The following is a 22,694-nucleotide window of genomic DNA, read 5'->3' on the forward strand; positions in this document are numbered from 1 at the left end:
GCCTTGTGCATCGTAATACACAAATGTATTGGTTGTTGGATTGTAGTTTACATTTCCATATTTCCCTTTTAATTCATTGATAATATTTTCAATGAACTCATTGTTATTGGTAATGTGGTTAATGAACTCAACGTTATCTCCTAACTTAGTAATGAACTCTTGGTTCTCTACTAAATTTGTAATGAACGTTTCGTTATTAGCAATTTCTTCAACCGCTAATGAAACTGTATTTCCTGCTGAATCTGTAATTACTAAACGGTCATTTACCAAAGTAAAACTTACGTTTACTGTATTCAGGGCTGACCAATCAATGTCATGCTCTACGCCTTGTGCATCGTAATACACAAATGTATTGGTTGTTGGATTGTAGTTTACATTTCCATATTTTCCTTTTAATTCATTGATAATATTTTCAATGAACTCATTGTTATTGGTAATGTGGTTAATGAATTCTACGTTATCTCCTAACTTAGTAATGAACTCTTGGTTCTCTACTAAGTTGGTAACGAATGTAGTATTATTCGCAATTTCTGCAACTGAAAGATATACACTATGATTTTGATTGTCTGTAACGACTAAAGACTCTTCTCCATTTTTTGTAGGATTTCCTGCAATAGTAAAAGAATAGTTTTTTCTATCAATATAGGTATCACCAGAAAGTAACGGAGTCCAAGCATTTGATTTCCAATAGTAGAACCCTGCAGCTAACTCAGCATTCCCTGTATGATAAACTAATAAACTTTCAATCTTTTCACCCTCAATAGGATTAAAATCAGTACTATTATTCAATTTTACTCTAGGTAGTAAAACCCCTTTTTTCAAAGCAACCACATCTAATTGAGCAGAGCTAGCTGCTTTTTTAGTACCTATACCAACTTGAGCCATTGCTGAACTACTCAATATAAGTGCTACTAACGGAATTAATCTTCTTATCATATTCATTTTTTTTGTTATACAACTCCTAAAATCTTATCTTACAAAGTTATACCTATTATATTAAATTTAATAATACTATGCAATTATTACAATAAATATAAAAAATAATCCAAATAAATAACATTAAACTTGTAAAATTATATTAAATATGAATTTGCATCATATTTAGTTTTATACTAATTATTCGCATAAAATCACTTTTTATATCTATTAAATTCTACCCTATTGAATCCACTCTACCTATAGCAGGTTTGAGAATAAAAACAATCTCGAAATGAGCATTTTCTTACAACGAAAAAAAATTAGATAATTCGCTGCCTTTTTTTTCACTTTTCAAAAAACAAATATCAAAAACTCAAAAAAAAACGTCAGGTAGTACTTCTTTTTACTAAAAGCACAACACTTTACTTCTTTCAATTAGTAATACGAAATAGCAATAGTATTCAAGTCAAGTAAAATGTTCCTAACTACTCAACTCTTATTACAGAGGAAGACACAAAATTTTATTTAGTATTATTCGTTTTAACTATCGATTTATATAGGAAACAAATCAATAAAAGTTGGGTAAAGTATCACGTAGGAAGACGAACATATTTAATCAACTCTAACCCTATAATATACATGAGGTCTTTACAACCCATGTAAGTCCATTTGAGACTTTATTTCCTATTTTGAGCATTATTAATAGTCTGATAAATTTTTGATATTCGGTAAAAATGCTCCGCGAATACAAAAGATTTCTCGAATGTCGTTTGGGTTCACAGTAAAGGTCTCAAAAGCAGGATTATCACTAATAAATAGCAATTCTCCCTCTACAGTATAACGCTTAAAACGGTAGCATAAAATTCCCTTTCCTTCCACCACTAATAAATAAATATGCCAGGGTTTAATATCGGCTAAATCGATTTTCTTGGTTAGCACATAAGAACTTACCTTAATTGTTGGATACATATTTTCAACACCAATCTGAAATGCCATATCAATTTCTTCCTCTGTTGGAAAAACACAACTCGGCGAAGTACCACAACATTTCTCTGGATTTAAAAAATATTCTATATGATGATCTACTGAGATCATTTTTACTCTTCTATTTTCTAAATCTACATTCAATACTGAATTTGGATGAGCTAAAAACAAATCATTTAAATCAATTTTATGTTTCTTGCAGATGGCGATAATTTTATCGTAACGCATGGTTCCACGAACTTTCCACGAGGATAAAGTATTAGGTTTAATTCCCAATAGATTAGCCAATTCTAAATCATTCTTGTAGCCAAGTAGTTGTTTCAATCTTTTAATTACTTCGTTTGCTTGTAACATAACTTTCTTTCTTTTTCTTAATTCTACATTTTCTTCTATTCTCTAAAAATCAATTATCTTGCCAGAAAAATCGCGATTTTCGTTTTTAATAAAAAAACTATTAATATTATGTCGCTAAAAAAACACAAACACCTAAAAACCAACAATATAAAAACAGTACACCTGATTTTATTTTTAGCTTTTTATTAACAAAAAACTTTTGATTATCAAATAAAACCTAGGCCTAAGTTTCATTAAAAACTTTAAAAGGATATTAATTACATTGAATAAATCGCGAATTGTTATTCCAAAAAAATTCGAAACAACCATACATCGATATTACAGAAATGAAAATTCTTATAATTGAGAATAAAACATACGCTCATTGATACGAAATAAGAATAGCTTCATTATTTCATCGATAATGTAGCAGCAATTTTCTCTTCAAGTGCAATGAAGCAAATTTAAACATTACACAACTAAAATAGAGTATGGTTGATATTTTTACTACTAAATACATTTAAACCATAAAAAACAACAATGATTAAATATAATTTAACAATTAAATTACAAACCAAACAATTTAAAATTATTCTAAAAACACACGATTCACCATATTTAGTCCTGATAATTTCTCGTATTGAGGATTTATCTACATTTCATAAGTAAAAAAGACAAAACATGACATATTGTAACTAAAAAACACATACCCAATATTTTAGATAATATGTATCTCTTTTTGTGAAAGAAAATAATAATTTTGGATAAATTCTACTCAATAAGGCTTAGAAATGGTTTTAAAAAGACACATTCTCCTATTGATTTTACAAATTTGAGAGGTGAAGAACCTCTTTCAATATCCTACTTTTATTTAGCTATTTAACCTCAACTTGTGAAGAATTAAAAAAAAAACGCCAGGTAAAACCACCTGGCGTCTGTAAAAATACTTTATTTTTTTTATTCTAATTCAAAACTAATGGATACGGATGTATTAATTTCAATCTCACCAACTGCTAATGTTTGATCCATTGCTTCATCAGCTGCAGCACCTTTCAATGCGTACATCGGTCTAAAAACAGGTGGCATAGAACCCCCACCATCAGTTATCACTAATACTTTTCCAACCTTTTGTCCCAAAGCCGTTGCATAATCTGTCGCTTTTTTCTTTGCTTCTTGTACTGCTAATTTTCTAGCTTCTGTTTGGTAAGAAGCTAATTGCGAAGATTTATACTCCACTCCATCAATTCGATTCACGCCTTTTCCCATCACTCCTGCTACCAATACTTCATATTTCGATAGATCTTCTAAAGTAAGTGTAATCGTTTGACTTGCTTGGTAATAGTCTTTTTTATCTGTATAATCCTTGTAAGAATAAAAGCTTACGCGTTCTGTTTGAATATTCTTTTCAGGAACCTTCGAATCTTTTAAATATTTTAAAACCGCTGAAACAATTGCATCATTTGTTTTTTTAACTTCTTCTGCTGTTTTTCCTTTGTTTTCAATACCTAATCGAATAACAGCTTGATCTGGTACAGCTTTTATTTTCCCTACCCCTTGTACTTGAATTTGAGGGATATTATTTCCTGTTGTAGCAACTTGCGCTTGAGCTGTTACCCCCATAGCTACACAAGCACCTGCTAATAAAATACTCTTTTTCATCTTGTATATTTTCTTAATCGTTCCTAACAAATATAGCCAACTCACTCAAAAAAATACGTTTACCTTTCATTTTATAATAAACCTTTAACAACTATAGTTTGTTGGTTTTAGCTAAAATTAGGAGTAAAACAATGGGTATCAATAGTAAACCTATTAGAAATAATTGTTGTTGCACCAATTCTGGATAACGAATTAACGTCAAAACCAATCCCCCAATCGCCCCGCCAAAATGGGCAGCATGTCCAATATTATCGCTTTTCTTTTTCATGCCATATAAACTATAAAGCAAATAACCTAAAGCGAAAATATACCCTTTAATCCCAATGGGAATAAAGAACAAATACAATTTTAAATCAGGGTACAATAAAATAGACGCGTATACCACTCCTGTAACACCTCCTGACGCACCAACAGCATAGTATTGCCTTTGTTTAAAATACAATTGGTAGGTCAAAATGTTTCCTATAATAATACTCAATACATAAATCAATACAAAGTAAAAACTACCACTAATAGCCACCACAATACCAGAGAACATATATAAGGTAAACATATTAAAGGCAAAATGCATCCAATCAACATGCAAAAAACCAGCTGTAATCATGCGATACACTTCTCCTTTGCGAATGCGATCTAAATCAAAATTATACTTCGCAAAAAAAGCATAATCTTGTAGTCCCTTATACGTGACAATTCCTGAAGCAATTAAAATAACTAAAATAATAGGCGCTATATCCATCTTTATACATTTAAAATCCGTTACTTGGTGTAATTTATGTCGTAAATTACGGACTAAAAATAGTCTAAATCGAGTATCTTTGCTAGTAAATTAAACCAAAATAATGAAGTTATTAATTTACTATATCGCCTATCCTATCTTATGGCTTATTTCTAAATTACCTTTTCCAATCTTTTACTTTGTATCGGATTGCTTTTTTGTCTTACTCTATCATATCGTAAGATACCGCCGCAAAGCCGTAACAGAAAACATAACGTTGACAATGCCTCATTTATCGGAGGAAGAAGTACAAAAAATAGTCAAACAGTTTTATAAACATCTCTGTGATATTTTCTTAGAGATGATAAAAACGTTTACTATTTCTGAAGAAGAGCTCAAAAAACGCTTTCAATTCACCAATCTAGACACTATCTTAGAGGTTGAAAAACAAGGCAAAAGCGCCTTGCTCTTCTGTGCACACTATGCCAATTGGGAATGGTTAATCATATTGGATAAATTCATTAATTTCCAAGGATATGCTGTATATAAAAAATTAGGCAACCCGCATTTTGACAATTTATTTTTAAAGATTCGCACGCGCTTCAATACTCGTCTAGTTGAAATGAAAGAAACCATTCGCGTGATTCGCCAAAATGAAATGGACAAACACCATGGTATTTATGCTTTTATCAGTGATCAATCTCCAATGATTGGAGATGCCAATTACTGGCAAAATTTTATGGGAATTGAGGTTCCTGTATTCACTGGTGGCGAAGCCTTATGTAAAAAATTCAATATGGAACCGATGTATCTAAAAGTTGAATATGTAAAACGAGGGCATTATCAAGCGACATTTATCCCTCTTCGTAAAGAAGAGGAAAACGTAAAAGAAATTCCCAATTATGAATTAACTAATCGCTTTTTACAAGAGGTAGAAAAACAAATACACGAAGCCCCTGCATACTATTTTTGGACACACAAACGATGGAAACACAGAGGTAAAAAACCAGCAAACATCAAGTCTTTTCAATAAAAACCTTTATCATTTTCTTTTTTTCTGAGTAAAACACCTGAATTATATCAGGTATAAAAATTGCATTTTGTACCTTTAACTGAAATTACGCATATTATGACACATATAGAAAAGCTAAACGCTATTCGTTCTTTAATGAAAGAACAAAAAATAGACGCCTATATTATCCCTTCATCGGATCCTCATATTAGTGAATACTTGCCAGAATATTACAAGTGTATTGCTTGGACTTCTGGTTTCACAGGTTCTGCTGGTACATTAGTGATTACCCAACAATTTGCTGGTTTATGGACAGATTCTCGCTATTTTGTTCAAGCAAATGAACAATTAGCGGCTAGTGGTTTTGAATTAGTAAAATTAAAGGTTCAACACATGCCAGAATACGTGGACTGGATTGCAAGTCAATTTGAAACAGGTGTAGTCGCATTTGATGGAAATTTAGCCTCTTTAGCTGTCGCTAATGCTATTCAATCCACGTTGGCTCCAATTGGATTTACCATTAATGGTCATGTGGATTTACTGAGTCCTATTTGGAAAAATAGACCTGCGCTACCAACAGAAAAAGCTTATACCTTACCATTAACTACTACGGGGCAAAGTACAGCAGACAAATTAGCGAAAGTACGAGCTATACTTAAACAAAAAAGAGCCACTTGCCATATCATTTCTTCTTTGGATGATATTGCTTGGTTGTTCAATATCAGAGGCACAGATGTACCTTGTAATCCTGTAACCTTGAGCTTTATCTATCTTGATGCAGAAAAAGCAATCTTGTTTATTGATGCAACTAAATTAGAAGAAGCGACAAAACAAGAATTAAGTAGCTTCGGCATTACCCTTGCAGCATACGATAGCTTACCTCAAACCATTGCAGCTATTCCTGCGGGAAGTACCATTTTACTTGACCCTAAACGCACGTGTTTTGCTACATATGACAGCGTTCCTGTTACAGTAAACATCAAAGAGGATATGAATCCTTCTACTTTATTAAAAGCGATTAAAAACGACGTTGAAATAGCGCACGAAAGACAAGCCATGATTCATGATGGTGTTGCTATGACAAAATTCTTCAAATGGATTGAAGAAAATGTAGCTAGTGAAACATTGACGGAGTTGAATATTGCAGATCATCTACTTGGATTACGCGCTGCTCAACCAGGGTTCAAAGACATCAGTTTCAATACTATCGCAGGGTATAAAGATCACGGAGCATTGCCTCACTATTCTGCCAATGAGCAAAGTAGTTATGATTTAAAAACAGAAGGGTTGTTATTAGTTGATTCTGGAGGACAATACGAAACAGGAACAACAGATATTACTCGTGTTGTAGCTTTAGGTACGCCTACGCAAGAAGAAAAAGATGATTATACCATCGTTTTAAGAGGTACTATTGAAGGATCTATGGCTGTTTATACAAAAGGAACACGTGGATATCAAATTGATGCGATTACAAGAAGACCTATTTGGGCTACATTGAGAAATTATGGACATGGTACAGGACATGGTGTTGGATTTTTCTTGAATGTGCACGAAGGTCCACACGTATTCAACCCAACGCCTACCGATATTGCTATTGAAAAGGGTATGATTACCTCAATTGAACCAGGATTATATCGCGAAGGAAAACATGGAATTCGAATTGAAAACTTAGTTTTAGCTAAAGACCTAGATTCAAATCAATTTGGCGATTTCATGGATTTTGAAACGTTGACCATCTGTTATATCGCTACAGATTTAGTTGATACAAAATGGTTAGAACAAACGCATATTGATTGGTTAAACCAATACAATGAATGGGTATACAACAGCTTAAAAGATTTATTATCAACCGAAGAAGCTTCTTGGTTAAGAGAAAAAACAAAAGCTATTTAATCAAATAAAAAAACCGTCTACTTAAGTAGACGGTTTTTTTATTACGTTATATTATACTTGCCAATTAATTGGTTCTTGTCCAGTATGAACTAAATAATCATTAATTTTTGAAAAGGGTTTGCTCCCGTAAAATCCTCGATATACAGACAAAGGAGAAGGGTGTGCAGTTTCTATTACGAAATGCTTCGAGCGGTCAATCATCTTGCCTTTCTTTTGGGCATAACTTCCCCATAAAACAAATACAACATGCTCTAATTCTGTAGCGACCCTTTCAATTACAGCATCTGTAAACCTTTCCCATCCTTTCTTTTGATGTGATCCTGCTTTAGAAGCTTCTACAGTTAATGTCGCATTCAGCAATAGTACGCCTTGTTTAGCCCAACTTGATAAATCTCCATTGTGGATATTCTTTATCCCTAAATCTTCTTCCAATTCTTTGAATATATTCTTCAAGCTTGGAGGAAATTTTACGCCTTGATGTACGGAAAAAGCCAAACCATTTGCCTGAAATTCACCGTGATAAGGATCTTGTCCTAAGATCACCACTTTGACATCAGAAAAATCAAGACTTTCCAACGCTTGAAATACTTGCTCCTGAGGAGGATAAATTGTTTTCGTTGCTCTTTCTTGAGCGACAAAGGCTTGTAAATCTTTGAAATACGGCTGTTCAAATTCACTTTGTAAAACTGTATTCCAACTTGTATGCTGTAATTTAAAACTCATTATTCGATATAAACGGTTCTTCGATAAGATACTACTTGCGTAGCATCTCTTGCTTCAATTAATATTTGATTGTATTCGTTCAATCCTTTTTTAGGCTTGACAATTTGTTGGCGTACCACCCAGAAAAATTCCTTTTTATCTGGATCAAACTCAAAAGACACAAAATCAACAGGTTCAAACTTCGTTCCTGTTTCTTTGGCAATTTGCAATACTTTACACAAATCTAAGGAATAATCTAAGGCTAATTTCTCTGCTGTTTCAGGTAATTGCAAAGGTGAAATAATTTGCTGGTAATCGTTTAATGCAATACCCACGCAATAGCTCACTCCAGCGACAGGTTCGAAATCGTAGTAAAAGAAATATTTAGTCAAACATTTACTCATATCCACCACGGGATATCTTGATTCAAACTTGCGTATACTATCATATGCGCTAATACTAACCCCTTTGAACTTTAATTTGCTCACCATATCTGCCCCTACTTTAGTCACCAAAAGATCTTCTAAGTTCTTCTTTACTGTAGAAAACCCTTCTGGAACTAGTGCTATCGGTCTGTTACCATAGTGATATCCCGTTGAAGACTTCTCAGCATCAACGAAGTAGTTGTAATACGGACACGCATCTATAAATAAATCACTTTGATAACTTCCTCCTATTTTTACCTTATTTTTATCTAAACCTTGTGCTTGAATCTGAACAATACTTAAGAAAAGTAAAATGACCGACAGATATAACTTCATCTTATTAATATTTTATTAAGAAATCAAAAATATAAAACTTTTCAAATATTCCTCACTTTCTGCGATTTATTTTATATCCAAAGCAGTAAAACTAGAAGTAAAAAACAAAAGCCACATGTTGTACATGTGGCTTTTGTTTATATATTTTTGTTTACAAGCGTTTCATTTGCTCTTTCATCATTTTGATTTGATCTTTTAGCATCCCTTGTTTATCTAATTTTTGCGCTTCTCCTAATAACTTCGTCGCTTCTAATTTTCTGCGCTTTGTCATAGAAATTCCAGCTAATTGTAGTTTGGCCATAGCTAAATCTTGATCCATATTTAAACCTAATTCAATTGCTTTCTTCATGTATTTTTCAGAAGCATTCAAATTCGTTTGAGAAGTCATAATCCCCATCAAGTAATTATAATACCCATTTTGCTTTCTCACTAAAGCTGTTTCAGGATTTTTAATTTTTTTCAACCATCTTTCAGCTCCTTCAAAATCTTGTTTTCTCAATTTTAAAAAAGACAATAAAATGAACTCATTTTTGAAATACAATAGTATTACAAGCCCCATTAAGAATAGTAAGAAAATTCCATTTCCAATATTCGATTCATAAAACTGCCAAACAGCCATTGCTAGTAATAGTGCTGCGATACCTAATTTAATATACCTATGAAACATACGCTATAATTAACTTCATTAAGAATGCAAAATTAAAAAAATAAGCGTAGTATAAAAATTATTCCTCATAAACCTCTTGTCTTTTGTGCGGTTTGTTTGTTGTTCAGTTGCATCCTTCGTTTTTTATCCCAATTATTCCAATCAATTGAACGAATGCTCCTTCCCTCCCCTACACCTCCAATTTTATACCTCGCCTTATTTTCATTTATTTCGATTGAAATAAATGAGCTAATTTATGTGAATCTACGTGCAAGAAAGATTCAATGATAAAATCCGCGGTGCTATAATCCTGTTGTTTAGAATTCTGACTTTGATACCCCAATACTTTAATTCCCGCAGCATTTGCAGCTTTAATACCATTGGTACTGTCTTCAATTACCAAACAGTGTTCTTTTGTTGCAATTTTAGCTAAAGAAGCCGCTTGATTGAAAATCGCTGGATCAGGCTTAGATTTCGGAAAATCCTCTCCACTCACAATATGAGTGAAGTACGGAAACAAGTCAAAACGATTAAATACCCGATGAATCGTACTTTTTGATGCAGATGATCCCAAAATCAATTCAATATCCTGTTCATGAAGCTGTACAATTAAATCGCGAACTCCTTCAATAAGTTCTAAATCGGGTTTGGTATCAAAAGATTCATTAAATAAAGTGCGTTTGCGTAAAACCAAATCAGGAACTTCTTGGGCTAATTGAAAGTGTTCCTTTACTTTTTGATAGGTGTTTTTGGTAGAAAATCCAGTAAAAGAAGTATACATCTCTTCAGGAACTTCAATCCCCAATTCGTCAAAATGCTGAAAATAGGCATAACGATGAACAGGCTCTGTGTCCACAATTACTCCATCCATATCAAAAATAACTGTACGTAACATAATGGTCAATTTTTGTGTAAAGGTAAGGGGTTTTTCGCTATACCAAATAGCCCAGAACTAGAGATTTAGTACTGTACCAGTAAATTATATCTAAAATAGTAGGGTCGCCTCGACTCTTTTTATTATTTTTACATTTACACCTTACCTCACATTCAAATACTTATTCATCTTGTTAGCCTCGGAAGAAGAACAATTCGTACAACAACTGCAACATATCGATACCAAAGACACTGCTTTTCGCACCCTTATCGCGCAAAACAAGACGATGTTATATTACCATATCCGGTCGATTGTAATCCAGCACGAAGATGCAGATGATGTCTTACAAGAAACCTTTATCAAAGCCTACGAAAATATAGACAGCTTTAAAGGTAATAGCAAACTCTCCTCTTGGCTTTTCCGCATTGCAACGAATCATGCCTTGGACTTTTTAAAACAAAAGAGCAAGAGGCAAAAAGTGAGCTTAGAGGAATACAATCAACAGTTAATTGAACACCTTGAAACGGATTCTTTTTTCAATGGAGATGAAGCAACACAACTCTTGCATAAAGCTATAGCCACACTACCCGAAAAGCAACAACTCGTATTTAAAATGCGCTATTTTCAAGAGCTGGATTACCAAAGTATATCAGACATTCTCGAGACCTCCGTTGGGGCTCTAAAAGCCTCGTACCACCATGCGATGAAAAAAATTGAACTTTTTTTAAAATCGCATTAAACCTTTCTATCATAAATCAGTCTAATTAGCAGAAGTATATAAAAATGATGACCAATAATCAACCTCATCCCGCTAGAAAAGATGGATTCAAAACGCCTGAAGGGTATTTTGACACCCTAGATACGCGTCTGTTTGACCGTCTAGCCCAGCGCGAAGAGCAACTCAAGCCAAGGGCAAAAATCTTCCGATTGACGCCAGTCAAACAATATGCCTCTATTGCGGCAGCTGTTACACTATTACTCGGCTTAGGTATATTTCTAAAAGTAAAAACTACATCGGCTATTAGCACGGAAGCTTTAGAACAGTATTTAGAATACGATCCAGCGTATACTTGGTCTAACGATTTGATTCAATCTTTTGATGAAGGTGATCTCAAAGAGTTGGAGCATCAAATCAACGTCAATCAGAAAGAGATCAATGACTATGTACAAACCAATATTGATCTTGACTACTACCTAAATTATTAATATACTATGAAAAGATTCTTCTATCTATTTATCTTGTTCGGTTGCTCCCTTTTTAGCTATGCGCAACATGGGGATGCGGATAAAATCAAGTCTTTAAAAATAGCGCATTTAACTACTGTATTAAACTTAACTACAGAAGAAGCTGAAAAATTTTGGCCGATATACAATACCTACGACAATAAATTGTCTAAACTTAGACATTCAGAAGTAATTCATTATATCAAATCGAATGAAACCCAAGATATTGAGGGACTAACTGAAAAACAAGCAACTGAGAAAGTGCAAGCTTTACTTACTTTTGAAGAGGATTATTGTTCCCTTCGAAACCAGTTCATTTTAGATAGCAAGAAGATTTTATCAAACAAAAAAATACTCTTGTTGAAAAAGGCAGAAGACGACTTTAATCGAAAGTTACTGAAAAAATATAAAGACAAAAAATAAGGGATTGAATAAAAAATAGCAAAACCTTCTTAACCTAGCCTACAAAAGACCTATATTTGTAGGCTATTTTATTTATATATATAATGAGATTACACAGAAACTTAGTTTTTACCGTTATTGACTCTATCTTACTAATTTTCAACGAAGGGGAATATGCAGACAAAGTGGTTGCAAAAGCCTTGAAAAAAGACAAGCGTTGGGGAAGTGCAGACCGCAAATTCGTAGCTGAGACAATTTACGAAATTGTGCGTTGGAAAAGGCTGTATACTGAAATCGCAGAAGTAAAAGAACCATTTACTCGCGACGATGCATGGCGTATTTTTACCGTTTGGGCTGTATTAAGAGGGTACAACTTGCCGGATTGGAAGTATTTTGAAAATGCTCCTATTCGCCGAATTAAAGGTAGATTTGATGAACTAAGTAAAATCAGAAAATTCAAAGAAGCGATTCCCGATTGGATGGATGAATTGGGCGTAAAAGAATTAGGTGAAGAACTTTGGTCTAAAGAAATAACAGCGCAAAATCAACAAGCACAGGTTATTTTACGTGTGAATACTTTAAAAACTACACGTAAGAAATTGCATGCTATTTTGATGGATTTAGATATTGAAACAATACAACCGGAAGAATATCCAGATGCCTTAATCTTAAAAGAAAGAGCAAATGTATTTTTAACCGATGCTTTCAAAGAAGGTTTATTTGAGGTACAAGATGCTTCTTCTCAATTGGTCGCTCCTTTCTTAGGGGTTGAACCAGGTATGCGCGTGGTAGATACTTGTGCGGGTGCTGGAGGAAAAACACTTCACATGGCTTCTTTAATGGAAAATAAAGGGCAGATTATTGCGATGGATATCTATGAAAGCAAGCAAAAGCAATTGAAAATCAGAGCCAAAAGAAATGGCGCTTTTAATATTGAATACCGCATCATTGAAGGAACAAAAACCATTAAAAAACTACACGAAAAAGCAGATCGCGTTTTGATTGATGCTCCATGTAGTGGTTTAGGAGTGATCAAGCGTAATCCTGATACTAAATGGAAATTACAGCCTGAATTTGTAGAGGAAATCAAAAAGGTACAACAACAAATCTTACAAGACTATTCAAAAATAGTCAAAGTAGGTGGAAATGTTGTATATGCTACTTGTTCAATCTTGCCTTCTGAAAATGAAAAGCAAATTGAAAAGTTCTTAGCTTCTGAACATGGACAAAATTTCAAATTCATTAAGGACCACAAAGTATTGGCACATCAAACCGGTTTTGATGGGTTTTACATGGCTTTATTAGAAAGAATTAAATAAGAAGCGTAAGATTTTGGTATGAAAAAGTATTTGGTCGTTGTTTTGTTCGCTTCATTACTTCTTAGTTGTGGATGTACAAAGAACAAAACACAGCCTATCACGGGTTTTAGTCCAATAGAAACAACACAAGCAGGGGTTTCTGAAACAAAACAGGAAGTTACTTATACCATTCCTCAAACGATAAAGACTTACTATAAGGAAATCGATTTTTCCAAGTCTAGTATGGCTTTACAAGAGGATTTAAGTCAATTAACAACGAAACAACACCGTCATCACCTGACCTATAATGAGTTGTGGGACGTGCTGAAAGTAACAGATTTAACTCCCGCAGCCAATGAAGTGTATTTACTTTATGGAGAACGAGGTATTCTTCAAGGAAAAAAAGCTTATACAAAAGGGAAAAATCAAAACGGTGGTCGTCAGAATCAATGGAATAGAGAGCATACCTATGCGCGTTCTTTAGGTACACCTAAACTAGAACAATCCAGCACAGGAGCAAATGAAGACGCTCATCATATTAGACCTGCTGATGTACAATGGAATGCACAACGAGGCAATAAGAAATTTGCACAAGGATCTGGAATTGCTGGCGATGTACAAGGTGGATGGTATCCTGGAGATGACTGGAAAGGCGATGTGGCTCGTATGATGCTCTATATGTATCTGCGCTACCCTAGTCAATGTCTACCAACAAATGTAGCAGTTGGAGAAAAAAATGACCGTGATGCTCATATGGTAAACATACTCCTGCAATGGAATGCTGAAGATCCTGTTTCTGCGATTGAGATACAACGCAATGAATATTTGAGTAAACCTGAAATTCAAGGCAACCGAAATCCATTTATTGATAATCCTCACTTGGCAACCCAACTTTGGGGTGGTCCAGTAGCGGAAAATAGATGGTAGTAAACGATTTACAGAAGATTATCAAGAGATAGAAAACCAATTCTTTTTAGGATTGGTTTTTTTTTGTTTGCTTTTTGCGCTTTGTTCTTTGTTCTTTGCTCTTTGTTAAGTCGTGAGAATTGTCGATTAAAGAAGAAGAATTCTCTTTAACTAGAATGATTTACCTCATCGACTCACCACCTCACCATTCACATCTTCTAGTAAGTGAGCTTTGCTCTTTGTAAGGTTTGCTCTTTGCTCTTTGTGAAGTCGTAAGAATTATCGATTAAAGAAGAAGAATTCTCTTTAACTAGAATGATTTACCTCATCAACTCACCATTCTCATCTTCTCGTAAGTGAGGTTTGCTCTTTGCTCTTTGTGAAGTCGTGAGAATTGTCGATTAAAGAAGAAGAATTCTCTTTAGCTAGAATGATTTACCTCATCAACTCACCACCTCATCAACTCACCATTCTCATCTTCTAGTAAGTGAGGTTTGTATTTTTTCAAATTGTGGGGTTTGTCGATTAAAGAAGAAGAATTCTCTTTAACTAGAATGATTTACCTCATCAACTCACCACCTCACCATTCACATCTTCTAGTAAGTGAGGTTTGTTCTTTGTTCTTTGTGAAGTCGTGAGAATTGTCGATTAAAGAAGAAGAATTCTCTTTAGCTAGAATGATTTACCTCATCAACTCACCATTCTCATCTTCTAGTAAGTGAGGTTTGTATTTTGTGAAATCGTGGGGTTTGTCGATTAAAGAAGAAACTCTGTTTTAATTAGAAAATTCACTCTTCTCCCTTTTCCATTCTATCTCTCAGAGTTCATATATTTGTTTTGGTGTTCGATGAATCTAGACTACGTTTTCGATTTCCCTTTTCTTTTCTCAAACATCAATTCCTTTACTTTTTCTTTGTCTTCTTTTTCTTTTGACAAATCGAACATCGTACCAAAAACGCGATCCCAGAAGGTATTGCTTACACCAAAACCTAATTCTTCGTCTTTATAATGATGTAAATGATGGTTTCGCCACAGCGGTTTCATAAACTTAAAAGGTGGAGCAAAAGCGTGAATAGCATAATGCATAGAGGCATAGAGCAAATAACCAATGATAAATCCGGGGTAAAACCCAAAGGAATATCGGCCTAAAAGGAGGTATTGTAGTCCAAAAAGTATAGAAGCTAAAATAATACTGGGAACAGGAGGCATAAATAGACGTTGTCTATCTCTAGGGTAATGGTGATGATTACCATGCATAATATAAGCCACGCGTTGTAGGTTTTGCTTTTCACTAATGAGGTGAAACAAATAGCGGTGGGCTAAATATTCAAAAAACGTCCAGAACAACATCCCTCCTAAAAACAGAAGTATGAGGTTCTGAACGGATAAATTGTAATCGGTATAACCGGTATAAATAATATAAGACAATATGGGAATATACATCCCCCAGATGATAGCGGGATGTCCCTTAGTCAACATTTCTAAATAGGGATTCTCAAATAGTCTTGCCTGTCCTTTGTTATTTATCTTATCAAATTTCATATATCTTAACTACTTTTCTAGCTAAGATAAAGAAATTACCACTTTAACACAACACTTCCCCAAGTAAACCCACTTCCAAAAGCAGCTAAAACGACTACGTCTCCCGTTTTAATTTTACCTTGTTCCCAAGCTTCTGTTAGCGCAATAGGCACAGATGCTGCAGTTGTATTACCGTATTTTTGAATATTATTAAATACCTGATCATCAGACAATCCAAATTTTTGTTGAATAAATTGAGAAATTCTCAAATTCGCCTGATGTGGGATCAACATATCAATATCAGTTACTTGAAGTTTATTGGCTTCTAATCCTTCCATAATCACTTCACTGAAGCGTACAACTGCATTCTTAAATACAAATTGTCCATTCATATGTGGCATATAACTCAAATCATCTGGATCATTGTCTTTCAAAATATCAGACACCCATCTTCCTCCCATTCCTGGAGCAATTAAAGCTAACTCTTCTGCATGTTCTCCTTGAGAATGAATATGAGTAGATAAAATTCCTGTTTCGTCTTCAGAACGCGTTAAAACAGCGGCTCCTGCTCCATCTCCAAAAATAACTGAAACGGCTCTTCCTCTAGTTGTCATGTCCAATCCTGCTGAATGCACTTCTGATCCTACAACCAAAACCGTCTTATACATTCCTGTTTTGATGTATTGATCTGCCACAGATAACGCATAAATAAAACCAGAACATTGCGCTCTAATATCCAAGGCAGCTACTGTATTTAGACCTAATTCTTTTTGTAACAAAACACCTGGACCAGGAAAATAATAATCTGGACTCAATGTTGCGAATACAACAAAATCAATATCCTTGGCTTCTACTCCTGCTCGTTCCATGGCTTTTCTAGCCGCTTTCACCCCCATTCCTGAAGTAGTATCTTCTTCCAAAACCTTATGTCTACGCTCGTGAATTCCCGTTCTTTCAACGATCCATTCATGGTTTGTATCCATTATTTTTGACAAATCGTCATTGGTTACTACGTTATCGGGCACATAATAACCTAGACCCGAAATCTTTGATCTAAACATATTTATCTGATTTAATTTGTTGAAGCAAAGGTAAGTTTTTTGTGTATTTTAAAAAACATCAACTACAAAAACGATATATTTTATAAATATTCCACGTATCTTGCTCAGATAAACTAAAACAAACAAAAAATGAAGATTTTAAAAACTTCTTTATTCTCTCTTTTTTTAATTACATCTATGTTTGCACAAGAAAATGTAACCTACCAAAAGCCTTCGCAAGAAATTTTGCAACTAGCAGAATTTGAACGTGCTCCTTCTATCTTTATGGATAGCAAAATGGAGTATATGCTTTTAAGTTACCGCAGCACATACAAAACATTAGATGATTTAAATGTTGAAGAGATGCGATTAGGTGGTTTACGAATCGATGTAAACACAAACATTTCAAGTACTCTTACGTACATTAACAACTTAAAAGTTAGAAAAGTAAAAGACAAAACAGAAATTCAAGTGAAAGGATTACCTGCAAACCCTAGAATTTCTAATGTTACTATTTCGCCTGATCAAACGAAAATAGCTTTTACTCACACCACTGCTACGGGTGTTGAACTTTGGGTCGTTGATTTCAAAACTGCAGAAGCTAAAAAACTAACAGACGCAAACCTCAATGCCAATTTAGGAAATCCTATTACATGGTTAAAAGACAACCAACAAGTGTTGGTTAGTGTTATACCAACAAATAGAGCTGCTCTAATAGACACCAAAAAGAATTTACCAACTGGTCCTATTGTTTCGGTTAGTGAAGAAGGCGTTGTTTCTCAAAACAGAACCTATCAAGATCTTTTAAAGAACAAAACGGATGAAGCTAACTTTGAAACATTGGTCACTTCTGAATTATATCTAGTTGATATCAATGGAAATAAAAAGCTATTCAAAGAGGCTGCCATGTACGCAAGTGAAGCTATTTCCCCTGATGGAAATTACCTAATGCTTACTACTTTAGAAAAGCCTTTTTCTTACCTTGTTCCGCTGAATCGTTTTCCTATGAAGACAACGATATACAAAATGGATGGAACCTTAGTTAAGGTAGTGAATGACGTACCGCTAAATGAAATCATGCCTAAAGGATTTATGGCAGTAAGAGAAGGGAAGAGAAGCATGCAATGGCGCGGAGATCAACCAGCAACTTTATCTTATGTAGAAGCTTTAGATGGTGGTGATCCTGCAAAAGAAATCGAATACAGAGACGAAGTATTCACTTGGGAAGCTCCCTTTACAACAGCACCAAAATCTATCGTGAAATTATCACAACGCTATGCGGGAATTACTTGGGGGAATGATCAAGTGGCTCTTGTAGCAGATCAATGGTACGACACACGTAACATCAGACAATACATCATTGATCCTTCTACTTTCAATGCAAATCCTGTAAAAATTGAAGATAGAAACTCTCAGGATGTTTACAGTGATCCAGGAACATTTGAAACAAAAAGAAACAAATATGGTCTCTATACACTTGCGATTGAAAACAATAAAATGTACTTGATTGGGGAAGGTTATACCCCAAAAGGTCAATTTCCTTTTATTGACGAATTTGATTTAGCAACGCTAAAAACAAAGCGTTTGTATCAATCTACCTATACAACCAAAAAAGAAAGTATTCAATCTATTGAAGATATCAAAAAAGGATTGGTACTCGTTTCTATTCAATCTCCAACAGAGTACCCTAATTACTACTTCAGAAATATCAAGAAGAAAAATGATATCACCCCTATTACTACATTCAAAAATCCTTTTGAGAGCTTAAATGGGGTTTACAAAGAAGTAATTACGTACAAAAGAGCAGATGGTTTAGAGCTATCAGGTACGTTGTACTTGCCTGCCAATTACGACAGAAAGAACAAAACAGAGAAATTACCTTTATTAATTTGGGCTTATCCAACTGAATATAAAGATAAAAATAGCGCTGGACAGGTAACATCTAATTCCAGCGAATTTACCTTCCCATACTATGGATCATTTGTATACTGGGTAACGAAAGGATATGCGGTATTGGATGATGCAGCATTCCCAATTGTAGGAGAAGGAACAGAGGAGCCTAATGACACGTATATTGAGCAATTAGTTGCCAATGGTAAAGCAGCAATTGATGCTGTTGATGCTTTAGGTTACATTGATCGTAAAAAAGTTGGGGTTGGAGGACACTCGTATGGGGCATTTATGACTGCAAACTTATTAACGCATTCGGATTTATTTGCCGTTGGAATTGCTAGAAGTGGTGCGTATAACAGAACGTTAACCCCTTTTGGATTCCAAACAGAACAGCGCAACTATTGGGAAGTACCTCAAGTGTACAATACCATGTCGCCTTTCATGAATGCAGATAAAATGAAAACACCAATGTTATTAGTACACGGTGAAGCTGACAACAACCCTGGGACATTTACACTTCAAACAGAGCGCTATTTCCAAGCGCTAAAAGGATTAGGAGCACCTGTACGTATGGTAATCCTGCCGAAGGAAAGTCACGGTTACGTTGCTAAAGAAAACATTTTACATTTATTATGGGAACAAGATCAGTTCTTAGAAAAATACCTTAAATAAAAAAAGCCCCAATATTGGGGCTTTTTTTTATTGGGGAGAGGAAAGGAGAAAGAAGAGAAGAGTAGATTTTCGATTAAAACAGAGTTTCTTCTTTTAATACTGAAAAGGATAACTCGCGTTGAGTGACTAATGCGACCCCTCCTCCGTCGGGGTGACATACTGGGTGGAGATTATGAGAAGGTGAGAGGATGAGGTTTGCTCATCCTCTCACCGCCTCACAAAGAAAAAACCTCACAAATACACTCCTTTCTTTTTTAAAGGGCAAAAAAGAAACAAAAAACCCTTCAACTAACCCAAATAAAGGTCAAATTAGTTTTTAAGTCTGAAAATAAAAGAACTCGCTACGCTCAAACACCTTTTATTTTTACAGCCTCTTCAAACATTTGACGCTCTTTATTTGATTTACGTTGGGGTAAATTGTCTTTTGTAAAGATGTCTTTTGCTTTTAAGTAAATTTATTTTCTATTATCTGTTATGAAAAAAATGATCTCATAACGCATTACTCTTTTCGCTTTTTTGTTAGAGGCTTTTTTTGATGATTTCTTCGCTTAAAGAAGAATGTCTCACCATTATGGGTTATGGGGTTATGAGTAAAGTGTGATCTCATCTTCTCACCGCCTCATCTTCTCACCGCCTCACAAAAAACAAACCTCACAAAACATCGAGTACCTACAAAAAAAAGCTTGCGTTAAAAAACGCAAGCTTTTTTTTATCTTATTACTTTCACACATCTTCCTTCTCCACTTTCCCTTTCTACTATTACTATTCGTCAACGCGATCAATTTTCGCACCCAATGCGCGTAAACGCTCGTCTATTCTTTCATAACCTCGATCAATTTGGTCGATATTCTGAATCACACTTGTTCCTTGTGCAGATAAAGCTGCGATTAACAAAGAAATTCCCGCGCGAATATCTGGTGAAGACATACGTGTTGCTTTTAATTGTGATTTAAAATCATGTCCAATAACAACTGCTCGGTGTGGATCACATAGGATAATCTTCGCTCCCATATCGATTAATTTATCCACAAAGAACAAACGGCTTTCGAACATCTTTTGATGAATCAATACCTCTCCTCTTGCTTGTGTTGCTACGACCAAAATCACACTCAATAAATCGGGGGTTAGTCCTGGCCATGGTGCATCTGCAATAGTCAAAATAGAACCATCAATAAAACTTTGTATTTCGTATCCTTGTGTATGGGCAGGAATATAGATATCGTCTCCTCGTTTTTCCAACTGAATTCCCAATCTTTTGAATGTATTTGGAATCACACCTAAATGCTCCCATCCTACATTTTTAATGGTCAATTCACTCTTAGTCATGGCAGCTAGTCCAATCCAAGAACCAATTTCAATCATATCAGGTAAGATGCGATGATCACATCCTGTTAGTCTTTCAACCCCTTCAATAGTTAAGAAATTAGATCCAACACCTGAAATTTTCGCTCCCATGCTATTCAACATTTTACAAAGCTGTTGCAAATAAGGCTCACAAGCGGCGTTGTAAATGGTTGTGGTTCCCTTAGCTAAAACAGCTGCCATTACAATATTAGCTGTTCCTGTAACAGAAGCTTCTTCTAATAACATATCTGCACCTATCAACTGCTCTGCTTCTACTCCATAGAAATGCTCTTCTTTGTTGTATCTAAATGTAGCGCCTAGTTTGATAAATCCTTCAAAATGCGTATCCAAACGGCGTCTTCCGATTTTATCTCCTCCTGGTTTTGGAATATATCCTTTCCCAAAACGTCCTAAAAGTGGTCCTACCATCATGATAGATCCACGTAAAGCCTTTCCTCCTGCTTTAAAGTCATCTGAAGTTAAATAATCTAAATTCAGATTATCCGCTTGAAAAGACATTTTATTCGGAGCCAATCGTTCGATTTTCACTCCTAAAGACTCCAATAATTCAATTAACTTATTGACATCAATAATATCTGGAATATTGGAAATTACTACTTTTTCATCTGTTAATAACACCGCACAAAGTACTTGTAATGCTTCGTTTTTAGCGCCTTGTGCATATACCTCACCTTTTAATTGGTGACCTCCTTCAATTCTAAATGTACTCATTACTTTTTACCTTTTGCTTGATAATTGTGCTTGCTATACTTTTTGTTGTTATTCCCTTTTTGATTATTGGTATTACTCGGACTGTTGTTGTTCGAATAATTGCTTTTATTGGATTGTTTTCGATTCACCTGAATCAGGTTAGCCGTAGTAGATAACTCTTCTTCTTGTTTAGATAAATTGATTTTTCCTCCCGAAAGTTCACTTAGATGTTCAAAGATTACCTCATCCTTCACATTGTCTTTGTTCCAGCTTAAGTAACTTTTTTTCATGTGATTTGCAATAACGATAATTAGTGCATCTCTCATTTCACCTTCTTCGAATTTCAACGCTTCCTCAATCATACTTTTGATATTATTACCATAATAGCGATAACTCAATTGTTTCTTTGGATAAGGTAAAATTTCTGGTTTTGCATACACCGTTTCTCTCGTTGCAATAGGAAATGGACAATCAACCTCTAACTTAAAGTCAGAAATCATAAAAAGCTGATCCCATAATTTATGCTGAAAATCAGGAACATCACGTAAATGTGGATTCATATCCCCCATGACGCGAATTGCATAATTCGCGGCCTTATTTCGCTCTTCTTTATCTTCCATTACTGCAATTTGCTCAATCATTACTTGAAGATGACGACCATAATCGGGAATTACTAATTTATTGGTGGCTGTATTATAGCCCAAGTGTGTTACTGCTTCTGCGGAGTTAAATTTCATCTAATTGGTGTTTACAAAGTTTGGCTATCTACCTGAATATAAAAATATAAAACTTTCTAAGATAAAGCAATTTTTATAGTGATAATAACCCTTCAATAGTTGATAGTTCAATATACTTATCAACGATAGCTTGTGCACTATTCATGTGCACTTTTATCGATACACTGGTAAAAGTACCTTTACTAGAATTTCTGAAGTTAATCACGGGATTCATTCCGTCAAAAGCACGTTCAATTTGAGCAATTTTACGCTCGTCCGCAGGAACAATAAATTTAAATAAATATTCATTTGGCCAAGTTCTCTCAAACTCCAACTTTTCTTTCAAGCTTTCGTAAAATTCTTTCGTCTTAGTATCCATACATTCTTTTGATGCAAATATAAGCATTTTCTACCTTTCTATTGGAAAGTGGAAATGAGAAAGTAAAGAAGGGAAAGTGGAACAGGGA

20 protein-coding genes and 1 pseudogene are annotated in these 22,694 nt (G+C 34.6%); 8 read left to right on the top strand and 13 right to left on the bottom strand.

Going from position 1 to position 22,694, the window contains the following annotated elements:
* From AWV75_RS13360 to AWV75_RS13375, 4 genes and pseudogenes are all read right to left on the bottom strand, one after another.
* A pseudogene (locus AWV75_RS13360) lies at positions 1-936 on the bottom strand (hypothetical protein); the annotation flags it as partial.
* A gap of 681 nt (positions 937-1,617) precedes the next feature.
* Positions 1,618-2,256, bottom strand: a complete 639-nt coding sequence (locus AWV75_RS13365) for a LexA family transcriptional regulator (protein WP_060874855.1) — start codon at positions 2,254-2,256, stop codon at positions 1,618-1,620.
* A gap of 936 nt (positions 2,257-3,192) precedes the next feature.
* Complete coding sequence (locus AWV75_RS13370; RefSeq protein ID WP_060874856.1) at positions 3,193-3,894, bottom strand: SIMPL domain-containing protein; 702 nt, start codon at positions 3,892-3,894, stop codon at positions 3,193-3,195.
* A 91-nt stretch (positions 3,895-3,985) separates the two neighbouring features.
* Positions 3,986-4,633 (bottom strand): rhomboid family intramembrane serine protease, encoded by a 648-nt coding sequence (locus tag AWV75_RS13375; RefSeq protein ID WP_060874857.1) that lies wholly within the window; start codon positions 4,631-4,633, stop codon positions 3,986-3,988.
* 103 nt (positions 4,634-4,736) lie between these two features.
* Between AWV75_RS13375 and AWV75_RS13380 the strand changes: the two genes are divergently transcribed.
* Positions 4,737-5,645 (top strand): lysophospholipid acyltransferase family protein, encoded by a 909-nt coding sequence (locus AWV75_RS13380; protein ID WP_060874858.1) that lies wholly within the window; start codon positions 4,737-4,739, stop codon positions 5,643-5,645.
* Positions 5,646-5,741: 96 nt separating this feature from the next.
* Complete coding sequence (locus tag AWV75_RS13385; RefSeq protein WP_060874859.1) at positions 5,742-7,517, top strand: aminopeptidase P family protein; 1,776 nt, start codon at positions 5,742-5,744, stop codon at positions 7,515-7,517.
* A gap of 51 nt (positions 7,518-7,568) precedes the next feature.
* Here the strand turns inward: AWV75_RS13385 and ung are convergent, their stop codons facing one another.
* From ung to AWV75_RS13405, 4 genes are all read right to left on the bottom strand, one after another.
* A complete protein-coding gene (ung, locus tag AWV75_RS13390; RefSeq protein ID WP_060874860.1) occupies positions 7,569-8,240 on the bottom strand; it encodes a uracil-DNA glycosylase in 672 nt (223 codons plus the stop codon).
* Positions 8,240-8,980 carry a hypothetical protein gene (locus AWV75_RS13395; RefSeq protein ID WP_060874861.1) on the bottom strand — a complete coding sequence of 247 codons (741 nt, stop codon included), beginning with the start codon at positions 8,978-8,980 and terminating at the stop codon, positions 8,240-8,242. The genes ung and AWV75_RS13395 overlap by 1 nt, the downstream gene beginning before the upstream one ends.
* Positions 8,981-9,131: 151 nt before the next feature.
* A complete protein-coding gene (locus AWV75_RS13400) occupies positions 9,132-9,647 on the bottom strand; it encodes a hypothetical protein (protein WP_002986010.1) in 516 nt (171 codons plus the stop codon).
* A gap of 205 nt (positions 9,648-9,852) precedes the next feature.
* Complete coding sequence (locus tag AWV75_RS13405; protein WP_060874862.1) at positions 9,853-10,521, bottom strand: HAD family hydrolase; 669 nt, start codon at positions 10,519-10,521, stop codon at positions 9,853-9,855.
* Between the two features lie 169 nt (positions 10,522-10,690).
* On the opposite strand from AWV75_RS13405, the gene AWV75_RS13410 reads away from it, so the two are divergent.
* The 5 genes from AWV75_RS13410 to AWV75_RS13430 all read left to right on the top strand — a co-directional run bounded on the left by AWV75_RS13410 (position 10,691) and on the right by AWV75_RS13430 (position 14,351).
* A complete protein-coding gene (locus AWV75_RS13410; RefSeq protein ID WP_060874863.1) occupies positions 10,691-11,239 on the top strand; it encodes an RNA polymerase sigma factor in 549 nt (182 codons plus the stop codon).
* Between the two features lie 44 nt (positions 11,240-11,283).
* Positions 11,284-11,706, top strand: coding sequence for a hypothetical protein (locus tag AWV75_RS13415; protein WP_060874864.1), 423 nt, complete (start codon positions 11,284-11,286; stop codon positions 11,704-11,706).
* A gap of 6 nt (positions 11,707-11,712) precedes the next feature.
* Positions 11,713-12,147, top strand: a complete 435-nt coding sequence (locus AWV75_RS13420; protein ID WP_060874865.1) for a hypothetical protein — start codon at positions 11,713-11,715, stop codon at positions 12,145-12,147.
* 83 nt (positions 12,148-12,230) lie between these two features.
* Entirely contained in the window at positions 12,231-13,445 is a 1,215-nt protein-coding gene (locus AWV75_RS13425) for an RsmB/NOP family class I SAM-dependent RNA methyltransferase (RefSeq protein WP_060874866.1), read from the top strand.
* Positions 13,446-13,463: 18 nt separating this feature from the next.
* The gene (locus tag AWV75_RS13430; RefSeq protein WP_060874867.1) at positions 13,464-14,351 is read left to right on the top strand and encodes an endonuclease I family protein; all 888 of its coding nucleotides are present in this window, start codon (positions 13,464-13,466) and stop codon (positions 14,349-14,351) included.
* Between the two features lie 837 nt (positions 14,352-15,188).
* Here the strand turns inward: AWV75_RS13430 and AWV75_RS13435 are convergent.
* Both AWV75_RS13435 and AWV75_RS13440 read right to left on the bottom strand, forming a co-directional pair.
* Entirely contained in the window at positions 15,189-15,872 is a 684-nt protein-coding gene (locus tag AWV75_RS13435; protein ID WP_060874868.1) for a sterol desaturase family protein, read from the bottom strand.
* Between the two features lie 35 nt (positions 15,873-15,907).
* Positions 15,908-16,912, bottom strand: coding sequence for a 3-oxoacyl-ACP synthase III family protein (locus AWV75_RS13440; RefSeq protein WP_060874869.1), 1,005 nt, complete (start codon positions 16,910-16,912; stop codon positions 15,908-15,910).
* 129 nt (positions 16,913-17,041) lie between these two features.
* On the opposite strand from AWV75_RS13440, the gene AWV75_RS13445 reads away from it, so the two are divergent.
* Positions 17,042-19,456, top strand: coding sequence for a S9 family peptidase (locus AWV75_RS13445; protein ID WP_060874870.1), 2,415 nt, complete (start codon positions 17,042-17,044; stop codon positions 19,454-19,456).
* Positions 19,457-20,218: 762 nt separating this feature from the next.
* Here AWV75_RS13445 and murA read toward each other — a convergent pair.
* The 3 genes from murA to AWV75_RS13460 form a co-directional block, all read right to left on the bottom strand.
* Positions 20,219-21,532 carry a UDP-N-acetylglucosamine 1-carboxyvinyltransferase gene (murA, locus tag AWV75_RS13450; RefSeq protein ID WP_060874871.1) on the bottom strand — a complete coding sequence of 438 codons (1,314 nt, stop codon included), beginning with the start codon at positions 21,530-21,532 and terminating at the stop codon, positions 20,219-20,221.
* Positions 21,532-22,248 (bottom strand): DUF4290 domain-containing protein, encoded by a 717-nt coding sequence (locus AWV75_RS13455; protein ID WP_060874872.1) that lies wholly within the window; start codon positions 22,246-22,248, stop codon positions 21,532-21,534. The genes murA and AWV75_RS13455 overlap by 1 nt, the downstream gene beginning before the upstream one ends.
* 73 nt (positions 22,249-22,321) lie before the next feature.
* On the bottom strand, positions 22,322-22,606 hold the full coding sequence (locus AWV75_RS13460; RefSeq protein WP_197429584.1) for a DUF493 family protein: 285 nt from the start codon (positions 22,604-22,606) through the stop codon (positions 22,322-22,324).
* Positions 22,607-22,694 lie beyond the last annotated feature (88 nt).

Source organism: Myroides odoratus, from assembly GCF_001549985.1.
Taxonomy (GTDB): domain Bacteria; phylum Bacteroidota; class Bacteroidia; order Flavobacteriales; family Flavobacteriaceae; genus Flavobacterium; species Flavobacterium odoratum_A.